This is a genomic window from Oerskovia paurometabola, from assembly GCF_016907365.1.
GTDB lineage: Bacteria > Actinomycetota > Actinomycetes > Actinomycetales > Cellulomonadaceae > Oerskovia > Oerskovia paurometabola.
Genome location: NZ_JAFBBV010000001.1, coordinates 1,540,216 through 1,554,140, shown reverse-complemented (window position 1 = coordinate 1,554,140; position 13,925 = coordinate 1,540,216). Strand labels below are relative to the sequence as shown.

The following is a 13,925-nucleotide window of genomic DNA, read 5'->3' as shown; positions in this document are numbered from 1 at the left end:
ACCGGCGCCGGCGCCGAGCGGGTGCTACGCCTTCGAGTCCTGCGGGACCGGTGCCCACACGTCGCCCGGGACGTCCCCGGGCAGGTCCGGGTTCCCGGCCCCGACGAACCGGGCGTCGGTCCCGTCCTTGCGACCACGCTCGAAGTCCTTGAGCGCACCGAACGCCCAGCGTCCCAGCAGCACGATCGCGACGAGGTTCACAAGCGCCATGAGCGCCATCGCAACGTCCGCGACGGCCCACACCGCCTCGAGCTCGATGAGCGACCCGATCCCGATCGCGGCGAGCACGAGCGTGCGCAGCGCCGTGAGCGCCTTGGCGCGGATGCCGAGGAACGTCAGGTTGACCTCGGCGTACGAGTAGTTGCCGAGCACCGAGGAGAACGCGAAGACGAACACGAGGACCGTCATGGGCCACACGGTCCACGTCCCGAGCTGGGCCGCGACGGCCTGCTGCGTGAGCGAGGCCCCGGCCGCGTCGGTCGTGGTTCCCGGGTCGAAGACCTCGGGCCCTGCCATGAGGATGATGAAGGCCGTCGCCGAGCACACCACGATCGTGTCGACGAACACCCCGAGCGACTGGATGAGCCCCTGCTTGGCGGGGTGCGAGACCGTCGCGGTCGCGGCGGCGTTCGGGGCGCTGCCCATGCCCGCCTCGTTCGAGAACAGGCCGCGCTTGACCCCGTTGAGCAGCGCCGCGAGGATCCCCCCGGCCGTGCCCGCGACGGCCTGGTCGAGCCCGAACGCGCCCTCGACGATCTGCCGGACCACGCCCGGCACGGCGCCGAGGTTCATGAGGATGATGGTCGTCGCGAGCAGGACGTAGACACCCGCCATGATCGGCAGCACGATCCCCGCGACCTTCGCGACGCGCTTGACGCCGCCGAACAGCACGGGGGCCGCGAGGACCATGAGGAGCACCGCGGTCCAGCCGGGCGAGACCGCGTGGCCGTTGTCGAGCGCCTCGCTGATGGTGTTGGCCTGGACCATGTTGAACGCGAACCCGAACGCGAAGATCAGCAGGATCGCGAACACGATCCCCCACCGCCGCGAGCCCAGGCCGCGCTGGATGTAGTACGCGGGGCCGCCGCGGTAGGAGCCGTCGTCGGCGCGGACCTTGAAGATCTGGCCGAGCGTCGCCTCGACGAACGCGGTCGCCATCCCGATGAGCGCGACGCACCACATCCAGAAGATGGCCCCCGGGCCGCCGAGCGTCAGCGCGATCGCGACGCCCGCGATGTTTCCCGTCCCCACGCGGGACGCGAGCCCCACGCAGAACGCCTGGAAGGACGAGATGCCGCCCTCGGCCGAGCCGGTCGAGCCGCCCACGAGCCGGAACATGAGCCCGAAGAGGCGCACCTGGACGGCGCGCGTGCGGACCGTGAAGTAGACGCCCGCGCCGATGAGGACGTAGATCAGGACGTACGAGTACAGGGCGTTGCTCAACGGGTCGATCAGCGCCTCTTGCAAGACGTCCATGCTTCATTCCTCCAGCCCGACGGCGGGGCAGCCGTCGCCAGGACGCTAACCTCCCACGGCACCTCGTGTCGCGGCGGCCCCTCAGCGGGGCTGGGAGTGCGCGCGCTCCCCGCGCTGCGCCTTCTGGGCTGTCTCGGCGATCCGGGCCGCGCGCGTCGGGGCCCGCTTGGCGTCCGCGATCCATCCCAGGATCAGCCGGCGCACGCCCGGCGGGAAGGCGTCCCAGTGCTCTCGAGCGGGCGGCGCGGCGGCGAACGCCGAGGCCAGGTCGTCGGGGACGACGAGCGCCTCGGCGTCGTCGTACCTCGTCCACGAGCCGTCGGCGCGGGCAGCGTCGATCACCGCGCGACCCGGGTCGGTCATCCTGCCGTCCGCCTCGGCGCGCGCGACCCGTTCCTTGCTCAGGCGCGTCCAGCGGCTCCCCGGCCGCCGCCGTGTGAGCCACATCATGGAGCGCTCGTCGTCGATCGTCTGCACGGTCCCGTCGATCCACCCGAAGCTCAACGCCTCCTCGATGAGCGCGTCGTAGTCGATCGGGGAACGGCCGCTCGCCCGCCGCCACTGCACGACCCAGACGCCGGGCACCTCGTCGTCGTGGTGCTCGGTGAGCCACGCACGCCACTGCGCCGCGGTCTCGGGGTGGAAGCGGGGCGCGTCCGCGCGCCGGTCGGTCACCATCCGCACAGACTTCCACGGGCAGCCGCGGACGCGCGCGGCGAGGGCTCCCGAGGCCCGGGACCCCCCGGGGGACAACGCCTCTGCGACAATGGCCACGATGAGCACCACGACCCCCACCACCCGTCCCGAGCCCGGCCTGGTTCGTCACCTGCCGGCACCGGACGGCTCGGGCACCCCGGACCCTGACGCCCTCTACGAAGGGTTCACCGAGTGGGCCACCGAGACGGGGATCGACCTCTACGCGCACCAGGACGAGGCCGTCATCGAGATCTTCTCGGGCGCGCACGTCATCCTGGCCACGCCCACGGGCTCGGGGAAGTCGCTCGTGGCGGTCGGCGCGCACTACGCGGCCCTCGCCGCGCACCGCGCAGGAGTCCCCGGCCGCAGCTACTACACGGCGCCGCTCAAGGCGCTCGTGAGCGAGAAGTTCTTCGCGCTCGTCGCGGTGTTCGGCTCCGCGAACGTGGGCATGATGACGGGCGACTCGTCGGTCAACCCGACCGCGCCCATCATCTGCTGCACCGCGGAGATCCTCGCGAACATCGCGCTGCGCGACGGCGCCGACGCGGACGTCGCGCAGGTCGTCATGGACGAGTTCCACTACTACGCGGACCCGCAGCGCGGCTGGGCGTGGCAGGTCCCGCTGCTCGAGCTGCCGCAGGCGCAGTTCGTGCTGATGTCCGCGACGCTGGGCGACACCTCGACGTTCACCGAGGACCTCGAGTCCCGCACGGGACGTCCCGTCGCCGAGGTCACGAGCGCCGAGCGCCCCGTGCCGCTCACGTTCGCCTACGTCGTCGAACCGCTGGGCGAGGTGATCGAGGAGCTCGTCACGACGCACCGCGCGCCCGTGTACGTCGTGCACTTCACGCAGAAGGACGCGGTCGACCGCGCCCAGTCCCTGCTGAGCATCAACGTCGCGAGCCGTTCGGAGAAGGACGCGATCGCGGCCGAGCTGGGTGACTTCCGCTTCACGTCGGGGTTCGGCAGGACGCTCAGCAAGTTCCTGCGGCACGGCGTGGGCGTGCACCACGCGGGCATGCTGCCCAAGTACCGGCGCGTGGTCGAGCGCCTGACCCAGGCGGGGCTGCTCAAGGTCGTGTGCGGCACCGACACCCTGGGCGTGGGCATCAACGTCCCCATCCGCACGGTCCTCATGACGAGCCTGGTGAAGTTCGACGGCGAGCGCATGCGTCACCTCACGGCGCGCGAGTTCCACCAGATCGCGGGCCGCGCGGGCCGGGCGGGCTACGACACGCTCGGCGAGGTCCTCGTCATGGCCCCCGAGCACGTGATCGAGAACCGCAAGCTGCTGGCCAAGGCCGGGGACGACCCCAAGAAGCTCAAGAAGCTCGTGCGCAAGAAGGCGCCGGCGGGTGCGGTCAACTGGACCGACGCGACGTTCGATCGCCTGCGCGACGCCGACCCCGAGGCCCTGACCAGCCACTTCACGGTCAACCACGCCATGGTGCTCAACGTGCTCGCGCGCGGTGACCGCGGGGTCGATCCAGTCCAGGCGATGAAGCACCTGCTCACTGCCAACCACGACACCGACGCCCAGCGCGAGCGCCACGTGCGCCAGGTGTTCCGCATCTACCGCTCGCTGCGCGTCGCGGGCATCGTCGAGCGCGTGCGCGTGCCCGACCCGACGTACCCGAGCGGGCAGCGCCCCAGCGTGCGCCTCACGGTCGACCTGCCGCGCGAGTTCGCGCTCAACCAGCCGTTGTCGCCCTTCGCGCTCGCGGCGCTCGACCTGCTCGACGTCGAGTCCCCCACGCACGCGCTCGACGTCGTCTCGGTCCTGGAGGCCACGCTGTCCGACCCGCGCCAGGTGCTCGTCGCGCAGCAGCACCGGGCCCGCGGCGAGGCGGTGGCAGCCATGAAGGCCGAGGGGTACGAGTACGAGGAGCGCATGGCGCTGCTCGAGACCATCACGTGGCCCAAGCCGCTCGCGGACCTGCTCGAGCCTGCGTTCGTCACCTACAAGCACTCGAACCCGTGGGTCTCGGACGCCGAGCTCTCGCCCAAGTCGGTCGTGCGCGACATGGTCGAGCGGGCCATGACGTTCGCCGAGTTCGTCTCGGTGTACGGCCTGGACCGCACCGAGGGCGTGGTGCTGCGCTACCTCGCCGACGCGTACCGCTCGATGCGCCAGACGATCTCCGAGGAGCACCGCACCGAGGAGGTCCAGGACATCACCGAGTGGCTGGGCGAGCTGGTGCGCGGCACCGACTCGTCGCTGCTCGACGAGTGGGAGCGCCTGGCCAACCCTGTCGACGACGATGCGGACGACGAGGTCGGCGACGGCCCGCTGTCCGGCACGGGCGCCGAGGCCCCGGCCCGTCCCGTCACGGGCAACCTGCGCTCGTTCCGCGTCCTGGTCCGCAACGCACTGTTCCGCCGGGTCGAGCTCGCGGCGCGCGAGAACTACGACGCGCTCGAGGCCCTCGACAAGGCGAGCGGCTGGGACGCCGACGCGTGGGCTGACGCCCTCGACCCGATGTTCGAGCTGCACGGCAACGACGCGATCGGCGTGGACGCCGCGGCGCGCTCGTCGGCCCTCGTGCAGATCGTCGAGAACGGCGTGCGCCCCGACGGCGAGCGCGTCGAGCCCGGCACGTGGTTCGTCCGCCAGGTGCTCGACGACCCGGCCGGCGACCACGACTGGGCGATCAGCGCCGTCGTCGACCTCGCGGCGAGCGACGAGGCAGGCGCCGTGGTGCTGAGCGTCGTGGCGGTCGGGACGATCTGACGCGGCCTACCGCAGCACGTCGTCGGCCGGGCGGCGGGGCGTGCGGGGGGACGTCGGGCTGTAGCCCAGCCGCATGACCATCTGCGGGACGCCCGCGTCGAGCGCCGCGGTGAGCTCGGCCCGCGTGGCGGGGTTCTCGAGGACGGTGGTCGCGAACGAGGCGTGCACGAAGTACGTGGTCGCGGTCAGCAGGACGCGTTCGAGCGCCTGCCCGGCCGCGAGCCAGTCCTGCACGGTGTCACCCGGTGTCGTGAGGACCGCGAGCGTCGAACGGTGCTCGAACGCGGCCCGGTCGCTCGTGGAGTCCCCACCGAAGTGGCGCACGGGTGCCAGGGCGTCGTCGCTCGCGGGGCCGAGCGCAGAGACGGGGATCCCGTCGGGGCGGTCGGGGTCGTTCGTGACCCAGCGCGCCTGCTCGACACGGCCGGTGTGGTCCTTGCCGGCGGCCTCCTCGGCCCGTCGGACGAGGTCCAGCAGGACGGTCCGCTCGGGGGCCTGCGGCGCGAGGATCACGAGGCGCGCACCCTCGGAGGTGGCTGCCTCGTCCAGGTCGTCGACGACGTCGGCGTCGAGCGGCTGGTCCTCGAACGGGACGCGGGACGTCGAGCGCCGATCGATCGCGACCGCGAGGTCGAGCTCGTCGGCGTCGGGCAGGACACCCGGGACCAGGTCGACGCGGGCGAACAGGGCGGGGTCGGCGTCGTCGGGCAGCAGCGTCAGCACCGGACGGAAGGACTCGCGGCGTGCCGCGACCCGCAGGTTCGCCAGGAACGCCCCGCAGCTGATGAACATCTCCCGGCCTGCGGGGTCCGCGTGGGTCAGGCGGCGCGAGTCGTCGGCGCGCACGTCGAGCGTCGTGCCGTGCACGTGGACGGACCACGGCTGGGTGTTGTGCACGCTGGGAGCGCGGGACGCGGCCGCGAGGATCCGTTCGATTCTGGGGTCGTCGATGCTCATGTGCGTTCTCCCTGCTTCCGATGCGCCCCTGACGCATCCCCTGCCGGCGGTCACCTCTGCCACTCCGAGCGTCCCAGGAGGTGCCCGGGTCGGCCAGTGCCAAAGGTCCCGGCGGGGCCGAGGTGCAGGTCACAGGCCCGGCCGACCAGAAGGCGAGATCCGTCGTGGCGCACTCCGGCCCGCCACGACAGGCCCGCTCCCCCGTCCTACGGTGGCCTCATGAGCACACCGGGACCGCACACGACTCCGCACGAGGGCGAGCAGCACCGCCGCGAGGGGACCGGTGCACGGCTCAACCGCCTCCGCGCCGGGGTCCTCGGCGCGAACGACGGCATCGTGTCGACCGCGGGCGTGGTCGTGGGCGTCGCCGCGACCAGCACGTCGATCCCGGTCATCGCGACCGCGGGCGCCGCGGCGCTGCTCGCGGGGGCGCTGTCGATGGCCGCGGGCGAGTACGTCTCGGTGAGCACGCAGCGCGACACCGAGGAGGCCATGCTCGCCAAGGAGCGCCAGGAGCTCGCGACCATGCCCGACGAGGAGCTCGCCGAGCTCGCGGGGATCTACCGGGCCAAGGGGCTCACGCCCGAGCTCGCGCACGAGGTCGCGGTCCAGCTCACCGCGAACGACCCGCTCGCGGCCCATGCGGACGCCGAGCTGAACATCGACCCCGACGACCTGACGTCGCCGTGGGAGGCAGCGGTCGCCTCGATCGTGTCGTTCACGGTCGGTGGTCTGCTGCCCATGGCGGCGATCCTGCTCGCGCCGACCGCCGCACGGATCCCGGTCACGTTCGTCGCGGTCGTCCTGGCGCTGGTCCTCACCGGCTGGGGCAGCGCACGGCTGGGGCAGGCGCCGACCCGGCGCGCGACGATCCGCACGGTCCTGGGCGGTGCGATCGCCATGGCGGTCACGTACGGCATCGGGTCGCTCGTCGACGTGAACGTCTAGGGGCACAATCGTCCTGTGGCCAAGAAGCAGAAGTCCTCGCCCCACGCCGGCACGCCCGCGCTCGTCGCGCTCGAGAAGGCTGGTGTGCCGCACACCGTGCACCCCTACGAGCACGACCCGTCCTCCGACCTGAGCTACGGGCTCGAGGCCGCCGCGGCGATCGGCATCCCGGCCGAGCAGGTGTTCAAGACCCTGGTGACCTCGGTCGACGGGACGCTCGTGGTGGGTGTCGTGCCCGTGGACCGCAAGCTCGACCTCAAGGCCCTCGCGCACGCGGCGGGCGGCAAGAAGGCGGCGATGGCCGAGCAGGCCGCGGCCGAGCGCGCGACCGGGTACGTCGTGGGTGGCATCTCGCCGCTCGGCCAGCGTCAGCGGCTGCGCACCGTGGTCGACGAGTCGGCCCTCGGGTTCGACGCGGTGTACGTCTCGGGCGGGCGCCGCGGTCTCGACGTGGGGCTGGCGCCCGCCGACCTGGTCTCGCTCACGGGCGCGGTGACGGCGCCGATCTCGCGAGACTGACGTCTCCTGCGACGGCTTCGCGGCCGCTACGGACCAGCGGGTAACACTGTCTCAGCATGCGCGACGGGCCTTCCGGTCCGTGGACCCCGTTCCTAGAGTGGCGAGCGTGCCCGAGCGGTACCCACCGCGTCGGCACGCACCGCTCGACCCCGCCTGCGCCGTCCTTCCCGCATCCCCGCCACCCGCCTCTGCCAGTCCCACGAGCCCTCAGGAGGACACCATGTCCGCTCCCCTCGACACGACCGAGAAGATCGCCGCCTACGCCCACCCGGACCGCCTCGTCTCCACGGACTGGCTCGCCGAGCACCTGCACGACGAGAACGTGGTCGTCGTCGAGTCCGACGAGGACGTGCTGCTCTACGAGACCGGGCACATCCCGGGCGCGGTCAAGGTCGACTGGCACACCGACCTCAACGACCCCGACCTGCGCGACTACCTCGACGGCAAGGGCTTCGCCCAGCTCCTCGGGTCCAAGGGCATCTCGCGCGACACCACGGTCGTGCTGTACGGCGACAAGAACAACTGGTGGGCCGCGTACTCGGCGTGGGTCTTCACGCTGTTCGGTCACGAGGACGTCCGCCTCCTCGACGGCGGACGTGGCAAGTGGATCGCGGAGGGCCGCGAGACGACGACCGACGTCCCCACCCCGGAGCCCGTCGAGTACCCCGTCGTCGAGCGGGACGACGAGACGATCCGCGCCTTCAAGGAGGACGTGCTCGCGCACCTCGGCAACGGCCCGCTCGTCGACATCCGTTCGCCCCAGGAGTTCACGGGCGAGCGCCTGCACATCCCCGACTACCCCGAGGAGGGCGTGCTGCGCGGGGGCCACATCCCCACGGCGCGCAACGTCCCGTGGGCGACCGCGGTCGCAGCCGACGGCACGTACAAGTCGCGCGAGGAGCTCGAGGCGATCTACCAGGAGGGCGGCCTGGGCCTCTCGACCGACGACGACGTCATCACGTACTGCCGCATCGGTGAGCGCTCGAGCCACACGTGGTTCGCGCTGACGTACCTGCTGGGCTTCGACAAGGTCCGCAACTACGACGGCTCGTGGACCGAGTGGGGCAACGCGGTCCGCGTCCCGATCGTCAAGGGAGCCGAGCCGGGCGAGGCCCCCGCGCGCGTCTGACGTCCACCCGCTGATGCCCGACGGCGGTGGGCCGGGTCACGTACCCGGCCCACCGCCGTCGGGCATCCGTCGTGCGCCCGCGGCACGGCGGGCGCGGAGGTTCCGGCGACTCAGACCCTGCGCACGACCGGCGGGACCCAGCGCCCGTCGAGCGCCTCCGGGAGCGGGGCGTAGAGCCGCATCGTCACGCCCAGCGGACCGCGCGGCGCGGGGAGCCAGTTGGGCTCGCGGTCCGCGCCCGGGCTCTCGTGCTGCAGGTAGAGGTCGAGCGACCCGTCCTCGCCGTACCGCAGGTCGTCGCGGTCGCCGATCGCGAACCGGTCGAGAGCGTTCGCCACCTGGTAGCCCTCGGCGTCGTACATCGTGACCGACCAGAAGGCCGCGGCGGGCGGGAGCTGGTCCGCGTCGAAGTGCAGCACGTAGTCGTGGTCCCCGTCCAGGGCCTGGCCGTCCGCGTCGGTCGCGAGGAGCGGGTAGATCGCGTCCTCGACCGGGTTGGCCCCCAGCCCGACGAGCGTGACGACGGCCCGCTTGAGGTAGAAGTTCCCGTAGACGCCCATGGTGTCGCGGTAAAGCATCCACCCGTTGGCCACGCTCCCGAGCGTCGCGCGTGACGTGTCCAGCAGCGCGCGGGCGCTCGCCGCCCCGGCCTCGATCTCGGCGATCTCGGCGTCGTCGAACTGCCCGGCGTCGAAGTCCTCGCCCGGGACGATGCCCAGCGCACCGATGCGCGCGAGCACCGAGAAGTCGGTCAGGTGCGGCGGGTTCGTGTCGAGCAGCCTGGTCGCGTACGTGAAGAAGTCGACCGCGCCGAGGGCGTCGACCAGGTGCAGCGGCTCGGTCCGGGTGTCCGCCGTCGGGTCGATCTCGAACGGTGGCCGCTCCCCCAGCTCCTCCACCGACAGGCCGTCCTGCACCGCGTGGACCGCCGGGTAGTCCGCGACGCCGTTGGTCTGGATGCGCCCGATGACCCACACCTGCGGGGTCGGCGCGACGATCAGCGCGGCGTCCTCCGGGAGGTCGTCGTAGAACTCCGTGAGGTCGCCCTCGTAGTCCGGTCCGACGATCAGGTTGTCCCCCGCACCCGTCCCGGTGGTCCGCTTGCCGATCGTCGCGAAGACCTCGGTCCACATGTCCAGCAGGGGCAGCATGTAGTAGCGGTCGTCGGTGTCGGGGACGTGGAGCAGCACGGGGCCGTCGGTCAGGTCGAGCCACAGGTTCGCGTACAGCGTGTCGAAGTTGGGGCGGACCACGGCCCGGAAGTCCGCGGGCGGGAACTCCCGCAGGTGGTGGAACTCGTTGGGCGGCCCGAACCCGGGCCGGACGCCCGCCGGCACGTTCGTGGCCTGACGCCGGCTGAGGTCCATGGTGACCAGCGGGTACAGGTAGACGTACGCCTCGTGGCTCAGCGTGCGCAGGTCGTTCGACAGGGTTCCCATGACGCTCCGTCCGTCCGCGCCGTGCGTCGGCGCACTCGTGGCTCAACGTATCCACGGGCAGCGGGCCGTGCGCGTCGAGCGCGGTGCCTGACCGGGCCCGGGTGGGCCTCGCGGCCGGTCCCCGGTCCCCCGCCCCCGGCCCGACGGCGGGCCCGTCCGCTGAGCGGTCCGGCGCTGCCCGGGCGCGCCGCGGGTGGGAAGATCGACGGATGACCGACGACGACGCGACCGCCCTGCCCCCGGTCCTCACCGAGATCCGCGACGACTTCCTCGCGCTCGGCGAGCGCGACCGCCTCCAGCTCCTCCTCGAGTTCTCGCGCGAGCTCCCGGACCTGCCCGCGCGCTACCAGAACGCCCCCGGGCTGCTCGAGCGCGTCGAGGAGTGCCAGTCGCCCGTGCGGGCGTTCGCCGAGGTCGAGGCGGACGGGGTCCACCTGTACGCGACCGCACCGGCCGAGGCTCCCACCACGCGCGGCTTCGCCTCGATCCTGGCGCAGGGGCTCGACGGGCTGACGCCCGAGCAGGCGCTCGCCGTACCCGACGACTACCCGTTCATGATCGGGCTGACGAACGCGGTGAGCCCTCTACGGCTCAACGGCATGACGGGCATCCTGCTGCGCGCCAAGCGGCAGATCCGCGAGCAGGTCGCGGCGGTCTGAGAAACCCTCAGTCTCGGCCGAACGCCTTGCGCAGCTCGACCTTGGCCTGCTCGAGGATCTCTCGCCGCTCGGTCGGGAGGTTGTCCCCCGCCCGGTTCACGTAGAACGTCAGCATCGACATCGCGGACTGGAAGGGCGTGCCCTTGCGTCGAGAGCTGTGCTCGGCCGACCGTTTGAGCGACGCAGCGATCTCCGCCGGGTCGTCGCCCGCGAAGACCCCCTCCTCGAGGTCGAGCGCATCACTGTGCTCGGTCACGTCCTGGGACCATCGTGCCGCGTCGTCGGGGGTCATGCTCCGACGCTAGGTGCCTGGGGGTCCCGCTCGCACGTCGAGCGCCCGGACCGACCCGGCGCGCGTGGTCGACGGCGGTCGTGCCGGGCGGCAGCACGGCGTGGGTAGCGTGCTCGGTCAGCCGTGACCGGCCTGCGCGTCGAAGCGCTCGCGGTGCCCCTGGATCTCGTCGGTGTTCTCCATGGCCCATTCCACGAGCGCCAGGACCGGCGGCAGCAACGTGCGGCCCAGGGCGGTGAGCTCGTAGTCGACGCGCGGCGGGACGACCGCGTGGACCGTGCGGCTGACGAGTCCGTCGCGTTCGAGCTGGCGCAGGTTGAGCGTGAGCATGCGCTGGGAGATCCCGCTGATGCCGTGCAGCAGCTCCGTGAAGCGCAACGGGCCGCTCGAGAGCGTGCCGAGGATGAGTGCGCTCCACTTGTCCCCGACCCGGTCCAGGACGCGCCGGACCTCGCTGCTCGCGTGGTCGGCACCGCAGCCGCCGCCGTCGGGGACGGGCACGTGCAGGGCGTCAGGAGCGGGCGACCCGTGGGCGCCGCTGGCCGTGGCGGACATGGGACCTCCGTTCCTGGACCCACCGGAACACCGGTGTGCCTTTTGTAGGGCTCCCTCAGGTTACCCATGATGTCCTCCGGCACAAAAGGTGACTGACCCTACGGACAGTTACCGGCCCAGGCCTCTTCGGCCACCGGTCCACCCCTCTTCGGCGCACCTCGCGCCGCGACATCGAAGGAACACCCATGAACATCGCCCTCTGGATCGCCGCAGGTCTGCTCGCCGTCGCCTTCGCCGGCGCGGGCTTCATGAAGCTCACGACCCCCGCCGGCAAGCTGATGGAGCAGATGCGCTGGGTCACGCCGGGGCGCCTGACGGCGGTCCGGGTGCTCGGGGCGCTCGAGATCCTCGGCGCCGTCGGCCTGATCCTGCCGCTCGTGACCGGCGTCGCGCCGATCCTGACCCCGATCGCGGCGGTCGGCCTGGCGATCACGCAGCTCGGCGCCATCCCGCTGCACGTCCGCCTCGGCGAGAAGCAGTCCGTGCCGGTCAACACCGTCCTGCTGCTGCTCGCGCTGTTCGTCGCCGTGGGGCGCTTCGCCGGCTGGGGCGAGTGACGGCGTCTGGCACCCCGGGCGCCCTCGTCGCGCACCCCGCGGCGAGGGCCCCTCAGCCCTCGTCGCGTAGCGCCAACCGGCGCGCCAGGACCGCGCACACGATGAGCTGGAGCTGGTGGAAGACGATGACCGGGACGGCGATCGTGCCCGCGACCGCGACCGGGAAGAGCACCGCGGCCATGGGCAGCCCCGTCGCCAGGCTCTTCTTGGACCCGCACATGAGCAGCGCGATGCGGTCCTCGACGTCGAGCCGCAGCCCCGCCCCGCCCCACCACGTCACCGCGAGCATGACCGCGAGGATCACCGCGCCGATCCCGACGAGCGCGAGGATCGTCCACCCCGAGATCCCCGCCCACACGCCCGCGCTCGTCGCGGCGGCGACCGCGCCGAAGACCACGATCAGGATCGTGCCGCGGTCCACGGACAGCGTGAGCCACCGCCTGGCCCGGACCCACCGGCCCACCAACGGCTGCAGGAGCTGGCCCACGACGAACGGGGCGAGCAGGTGCAGCAGGACGTCTCGCAGGCCGCTCAAGCCTCCCGTCGCGCCGCTCGACGACATGAACCACAGGACCAGCAGCGGCGTCACGACCATGCCCACGACGTTCGAGACCGTCGCACCGCAGATCGCGCCCGCGATGTTCCCGCGCGCGACCGACGTGAACGCGACCGACGACTGGACGGTCGAGGGCAGCAGCGACAGGAACAGGATCCCCGCCGCGAGCGGCGCCCCGACCACGGGCGTCACGGCCCACGAGACCCCGAGCCCGACGAGGGGGAAGACCACGTACGTCGAGGCGAGGATGCCGCCCTGGAGACGGACGTTCCTCAGCCCGGCCCAGACCTCGGTCGTCGACAGGCGCATCCCGTAGACCAGGAACAGCACCGCGACCGCGACGTCCGCGACCGTGTCCACGACCCGCTGGACATCCGCCGGGACGGGCACCACGAGGCCCAGGACCATGGTCGCGACCAGCGCCACGATGAACGGGTCGACCCACTGCTTGAGAACCTGGCGCACGGGACCCGAGTCTAGGTGTCGCCCGGCGCGGCGGGCCCCGCCGGACCAGCACGTGGCAGAACCGGCGAGCCCTGGAGGCCACGCTCGTCCTGACACGGGAGCACGTCAGCAGGTCAGCAGGTCAGCAGGTCAGAACAGCGTGTACCCGCCGTCGACCGTCACGACGGCCCCCGTCATGAAGCTCGACGCCTCGCTCGCGAGCATGACCACGACCGGCCCCAGCTCGGCCGGCGTCCCCCACCGCTTCATCGCCGCGGGCGCCACGCAGTCGTCGTAGTACTCCGGCTGGTCGACCGGCGACGCCTCGGTGAGGATGTACCCGGGCGCGATCGCGTTGACCCGGATCCCGTGCGGCGCCCACTCTGCCGCCAGCCCCTTGGTGAGCTGGTGCACCGCAGCCTTCGACGCCAGGTACGCGGGCTGCCAGCGGGGGCGGTTCACGATCTGCGCGGACATCGAACCGACGTTGACGATCGCCCCGCCCCGCCCGTCCGCGACCATCTGCCGGGCCACGGCCCGCGAGCAGTACCAGACGCCGTCGAGGTTCGTCGCGAGCGTGCGGTGCCACACGTCGTCCTCGATCTCCAGGGCCGCGCCCCCGATCGAGATCCCCGCGTTGTTGACGAGCACGTCCACCCCGCCGCCCTCGCGCCCGACCTGCGCGACGACGTCGTCCACCTGCTCGCGGTCCGTCACGTCGAGCTCGTAGCCGTGCGCGTCGAGGCCCAGCGCGCGCAGCTCGTCGGCCGCGGACCCCGCGGCCTCGAGCGTGGTCGCGGTCAGCGCGACGCGCGCGCCCGCCTCGCCCAGGGCCTGGGCGAGGCCGCGGCCGATGCCCCGGCTCCCGCCCGTGATCAGGGCCGTGCGGCCGGCGAGCGAGAACGAGTCCAGGACGGGCATGGGTCTTCCGATCAGGAGCGAGGTGAGGGGCAGGCCTGGCGTG

At 72.3% G+C, this 13,925-nt stretch carries 14 protein-coding genes; 6 read left to right on the top strand and 8 right to left on the bottom strand.

Annotated features, from left to right (window positions below; genetic code table 11):
* Positions 1-24: 24 nt before the first annotated feature.
* Positions 25-1,476 carry an alanine/glycine:cation symporter family protein gene (locus JOD48_RS06920; protein WP_204808233.1) on the bottom strand — a complete coding sequence of 484 codons (1,452 nt, stop codon included), beginning with the start codon at positions 1,474-1,476 and terminating at the stop codon, positions 25-27.
* 81 nt (positions 1,477-1,557) lie between these two features.
* Positions 1,558-2,154: a YdeI/OmpD-associated family protein gene (locus JOD48_RS06915; RefSeq protein ID WP_204808230.1), complete on the bottom strand. Its 597-nt coding sequence runs from the start codon at positions 2,152-2,154 to the stop codon at positions 1,558-1,560.
* A gap of 97 nt (positions 2,155-2,251) precedes the next feature.
* Between JOD48_RS06915 and JOD48_RS06910 the strand changes: the two genes are divergently transcribed.
* Complete coding sequence (locus JOD48_RS06910; protein ID WP_204808228.1) at positions 2,252-4,906, top strand: DEAD/DEAH box helicase; 2,655 nt, start codon at positions 2,252-2,254, stop codon at positions 4,904-4,906.
* 6 nt (positions 4,907-4,912) lie between these two features.
* Here JOD48_RS06910 and JOD48_RS06905 read toward each other — a convergent pair whose 3' ends face one another.
* Complete coding sequence (locus tag JOD48_RS06905; RefSeq protein WP_204808226.1) at positions 4,913-5,863, bottom strand: Acg family FMN-binding oxidoreductase; 951 nt, start codon at positions 5,861-5,863, stop codon at positions 4,913-4,915.
* 219 nt (positions 5,864-6,082) lie between these two features.
* Between JOD48_RS06905 and JOD48_RS06900 the strand changes: the two genes are divergently transcribed.
* From JOD48_RS06900 to JOD48_RS06890, 3 genes are all read left to right on the top strand, one after another.
* Entirely contained in the window at positions 6,083-6,811 is a 729-nt protein-coding gene (locus tag JOD48_RS06900; protein WP_191789324.1) for a VIT1/CCC1 transporter family protein, read from the top strand.
* Between the two features lie 15 nt (positions 6,812-6,826).
* A complete protein-coding gene (gene ybaK / locus JOD48_RS06895) occupies positions 6,827-7,330 on the top strand; it encodes a Cys-tRNA(Pro) deacylase (RefSeq protein WP_191789325.1) in 504 nt (167 codons plus the stop codon).
* 220 nt (positions 7,331-7,550) lie between these two features.
* A complete protein-coding gene (locus tag JOD48_RS06890) occupies positions 7,551-8,459 on the top strand; it encodes a sulfurtransferase (protein ID WP_204808224.1) in 909 nt (302 codons plus the stop codon).
* A gap of 110 nt (positions 8,460-8,569) precedes the next feature.
* On the opposite strand, the gene JOD48_RS06885 is transcribed toward JOD48_RS06890, so the two are convergent.
* Entirely contained in the window at positions 8,570-9,898 is a 1,329-nt protein-coding gene (locus JOD48_RS06885) for a DUF1254 domain-containing protein (RefSeq protein WP_204808222.1), read from the bottom strand.
* Between the two features lie 209 nt (positions 9,899-10,107).
* Here JOD48_RS06885 and JOD48_RS06880 point away from each other — a divergent pair, with 209 nt between their 5' ends.
* Positions 10,108-10,557, top strand: coding sequence for a SufE family protein (locus JOD48_RS06880; RefSeq protein WP_204808220.1), 450 nt, complete (start codon positions 10,108-10,110; stop codon positions 10,555-10,557).
* Between the two features lie 7 nt (positions 10,558-10,564).
* On the opposite strand, the gene JOD48_RS06875 is transcribed toward JOD48_RS06880, so the two are convergent.
* Positions 10,565-10,849, bottom strand: a complete 285-nt coding sequence (locus tag JOD48_RS06875; RefSeq protein ID WP_204808218.1) for a DUF3175 domain-containing protein — start codon at positions 10,847-10,849, stop codon at positions 10,565-10,567.
* Positions 10,850-10,966: 117 nt separating this feature from the next.
* Positions 10,967-11,404 (bottom strand): winged helix-turn-helix transcriptional regulator, encoded by a 438-nt coding sequence (locus tag JOD48_RS06870; protein ID WP_204808216.1) that lies wholly within the window; start codon positions 11,402-11,404, stop codon positions 10,967-10,969.
* Between the two features lie 185 nt (positions 11,405-11,589).
* Here JOD48_RS06870 and JOD48_RS06865 point away from each other — a divergent pair, with 185 nt between their 5' ends.
* Positions 11,590-11,961 (top strand): DoxX family protein, encoded by a 372-nt coding sequence (locus JOD48_RS06865; protein ID WP_204808214.1) that lies wholly within the window; start codon positions 11,590-11,592, stop codon positions 11,959-11,961.
* A 52-nt stretch (positions 11,962-12,013) separates the two neighbouring features.
* Here the strand turns inward: JOD48_RS06865 and JOD48_RS06860 are convergent, their stop codons facing one another.
* Positions 12,014-12,982 carry a bile acid:sodium symporter family protein gene (locus JOD48_RS06860; RefSeq protein ID WP_204808212.1) on the bottom strand — a complete coding sequence of 323 codons (969 nt, stop codon included), beginning with the start codon at positions 12,980-12,982 and terminating at the stop codon, positions 12,014-12,016.
* 129 nt (positions 12,983-13,111) lie between these two features.
* A complete protein-coding gene (locus JOD48_RS06855; RefSeq protein WP_191789330.1) occupies positions 13,112-13,882 on the bottom strand; it encodes an SDR family NAD(P)-dependent oxidoreductase in 771 nt (256 codons plus the stop codon).
* Positions 13,883-13,925 lie beyond the last annotated feature (43 nt).

Coding starts and splice junctions, on each gene's coding strand:
- JOD48_RS06855 (WP_191789330.1), bottom strand. CDS start 13,882: ATGCCCGTCCTGGACTCGTTCTCGCTCGCCGGCCGCACGGCCCTGATC.
- JOD48_RS06890 (WP_204808224.1), top strand. CDS start 7,551: ATGTCCGCTCCCCTCGACACGACCGAGAAGATCGCCGCCTACGCCCAC.
- JOD48_RS06885 (WP_204808222.1), bottom strand. CDS start 9,898: ATGGGAACCCTGTCGAACGACCTGCGCACGCTGAGCCACGAGGCGTAC.
- JOD48_RS06900 (WP_191789324.1), top strand. CDS start 6,083: ATGAGCACACCGGGACCGCACACGACTCCGCACGAGGGCGAGCAGCAC.
- JOD48_RS06875 (WP_204808218.1), bottom strand. CDS start 10,849: ATGACCCCCGACGACGCGGCACGATGGTCCCAGGACGTGACCGAGCAC.
- JOD48_RS06880 (WP_204808220.1), top strand. CDS start 10,108: ATGACCGACGACGACGCGACCGCCCTGCCCCCGGTCCTCACCGAGATC.
- JOD48_RS06905 (WP_204808226.1), bottom strand. CDS start 5,863: ATGAGCATCGACGACCCCAGAATCGAACGGATCCTCGCGGCCGCGTCC.
- JOD48_RS06915 (WP_204808230.1), bottom strand. CDS start 2,154: ATGGTGACCGACCGGCGCGCGGACGCGCCCCGCTTCCACCCCGAGACC.
- JOD48_RS06870 (WP_204808216.1), bottom strand. CDS start 11,404: ATGTCCGCCACGGCCAGCGGCGCCCACGGGTCGCCCGCTCCTGACGCC.
- JOD48_RS06910 (WP_204808228.1), top strand. CDS start 2,252: ATGAGCACCACGACCCCCACCACCCGTCCCGAGCCCGGCCTGGTTCGT.
- JOD48_RS06865 (WP_204808214.1), top strand. CDS start 11,590: ATGAACATCGCCCTCTGGATCGCCGCAGGTCTGCTCGCCGTCGCCTTC.
- JOD48_RS06920 (WP_204808233.1), bottom strand. CDS start 1,476: ATGGACGTCTTGCAAGAGGCGCTGATCGACCCGTTGAGCAACGCCCTG.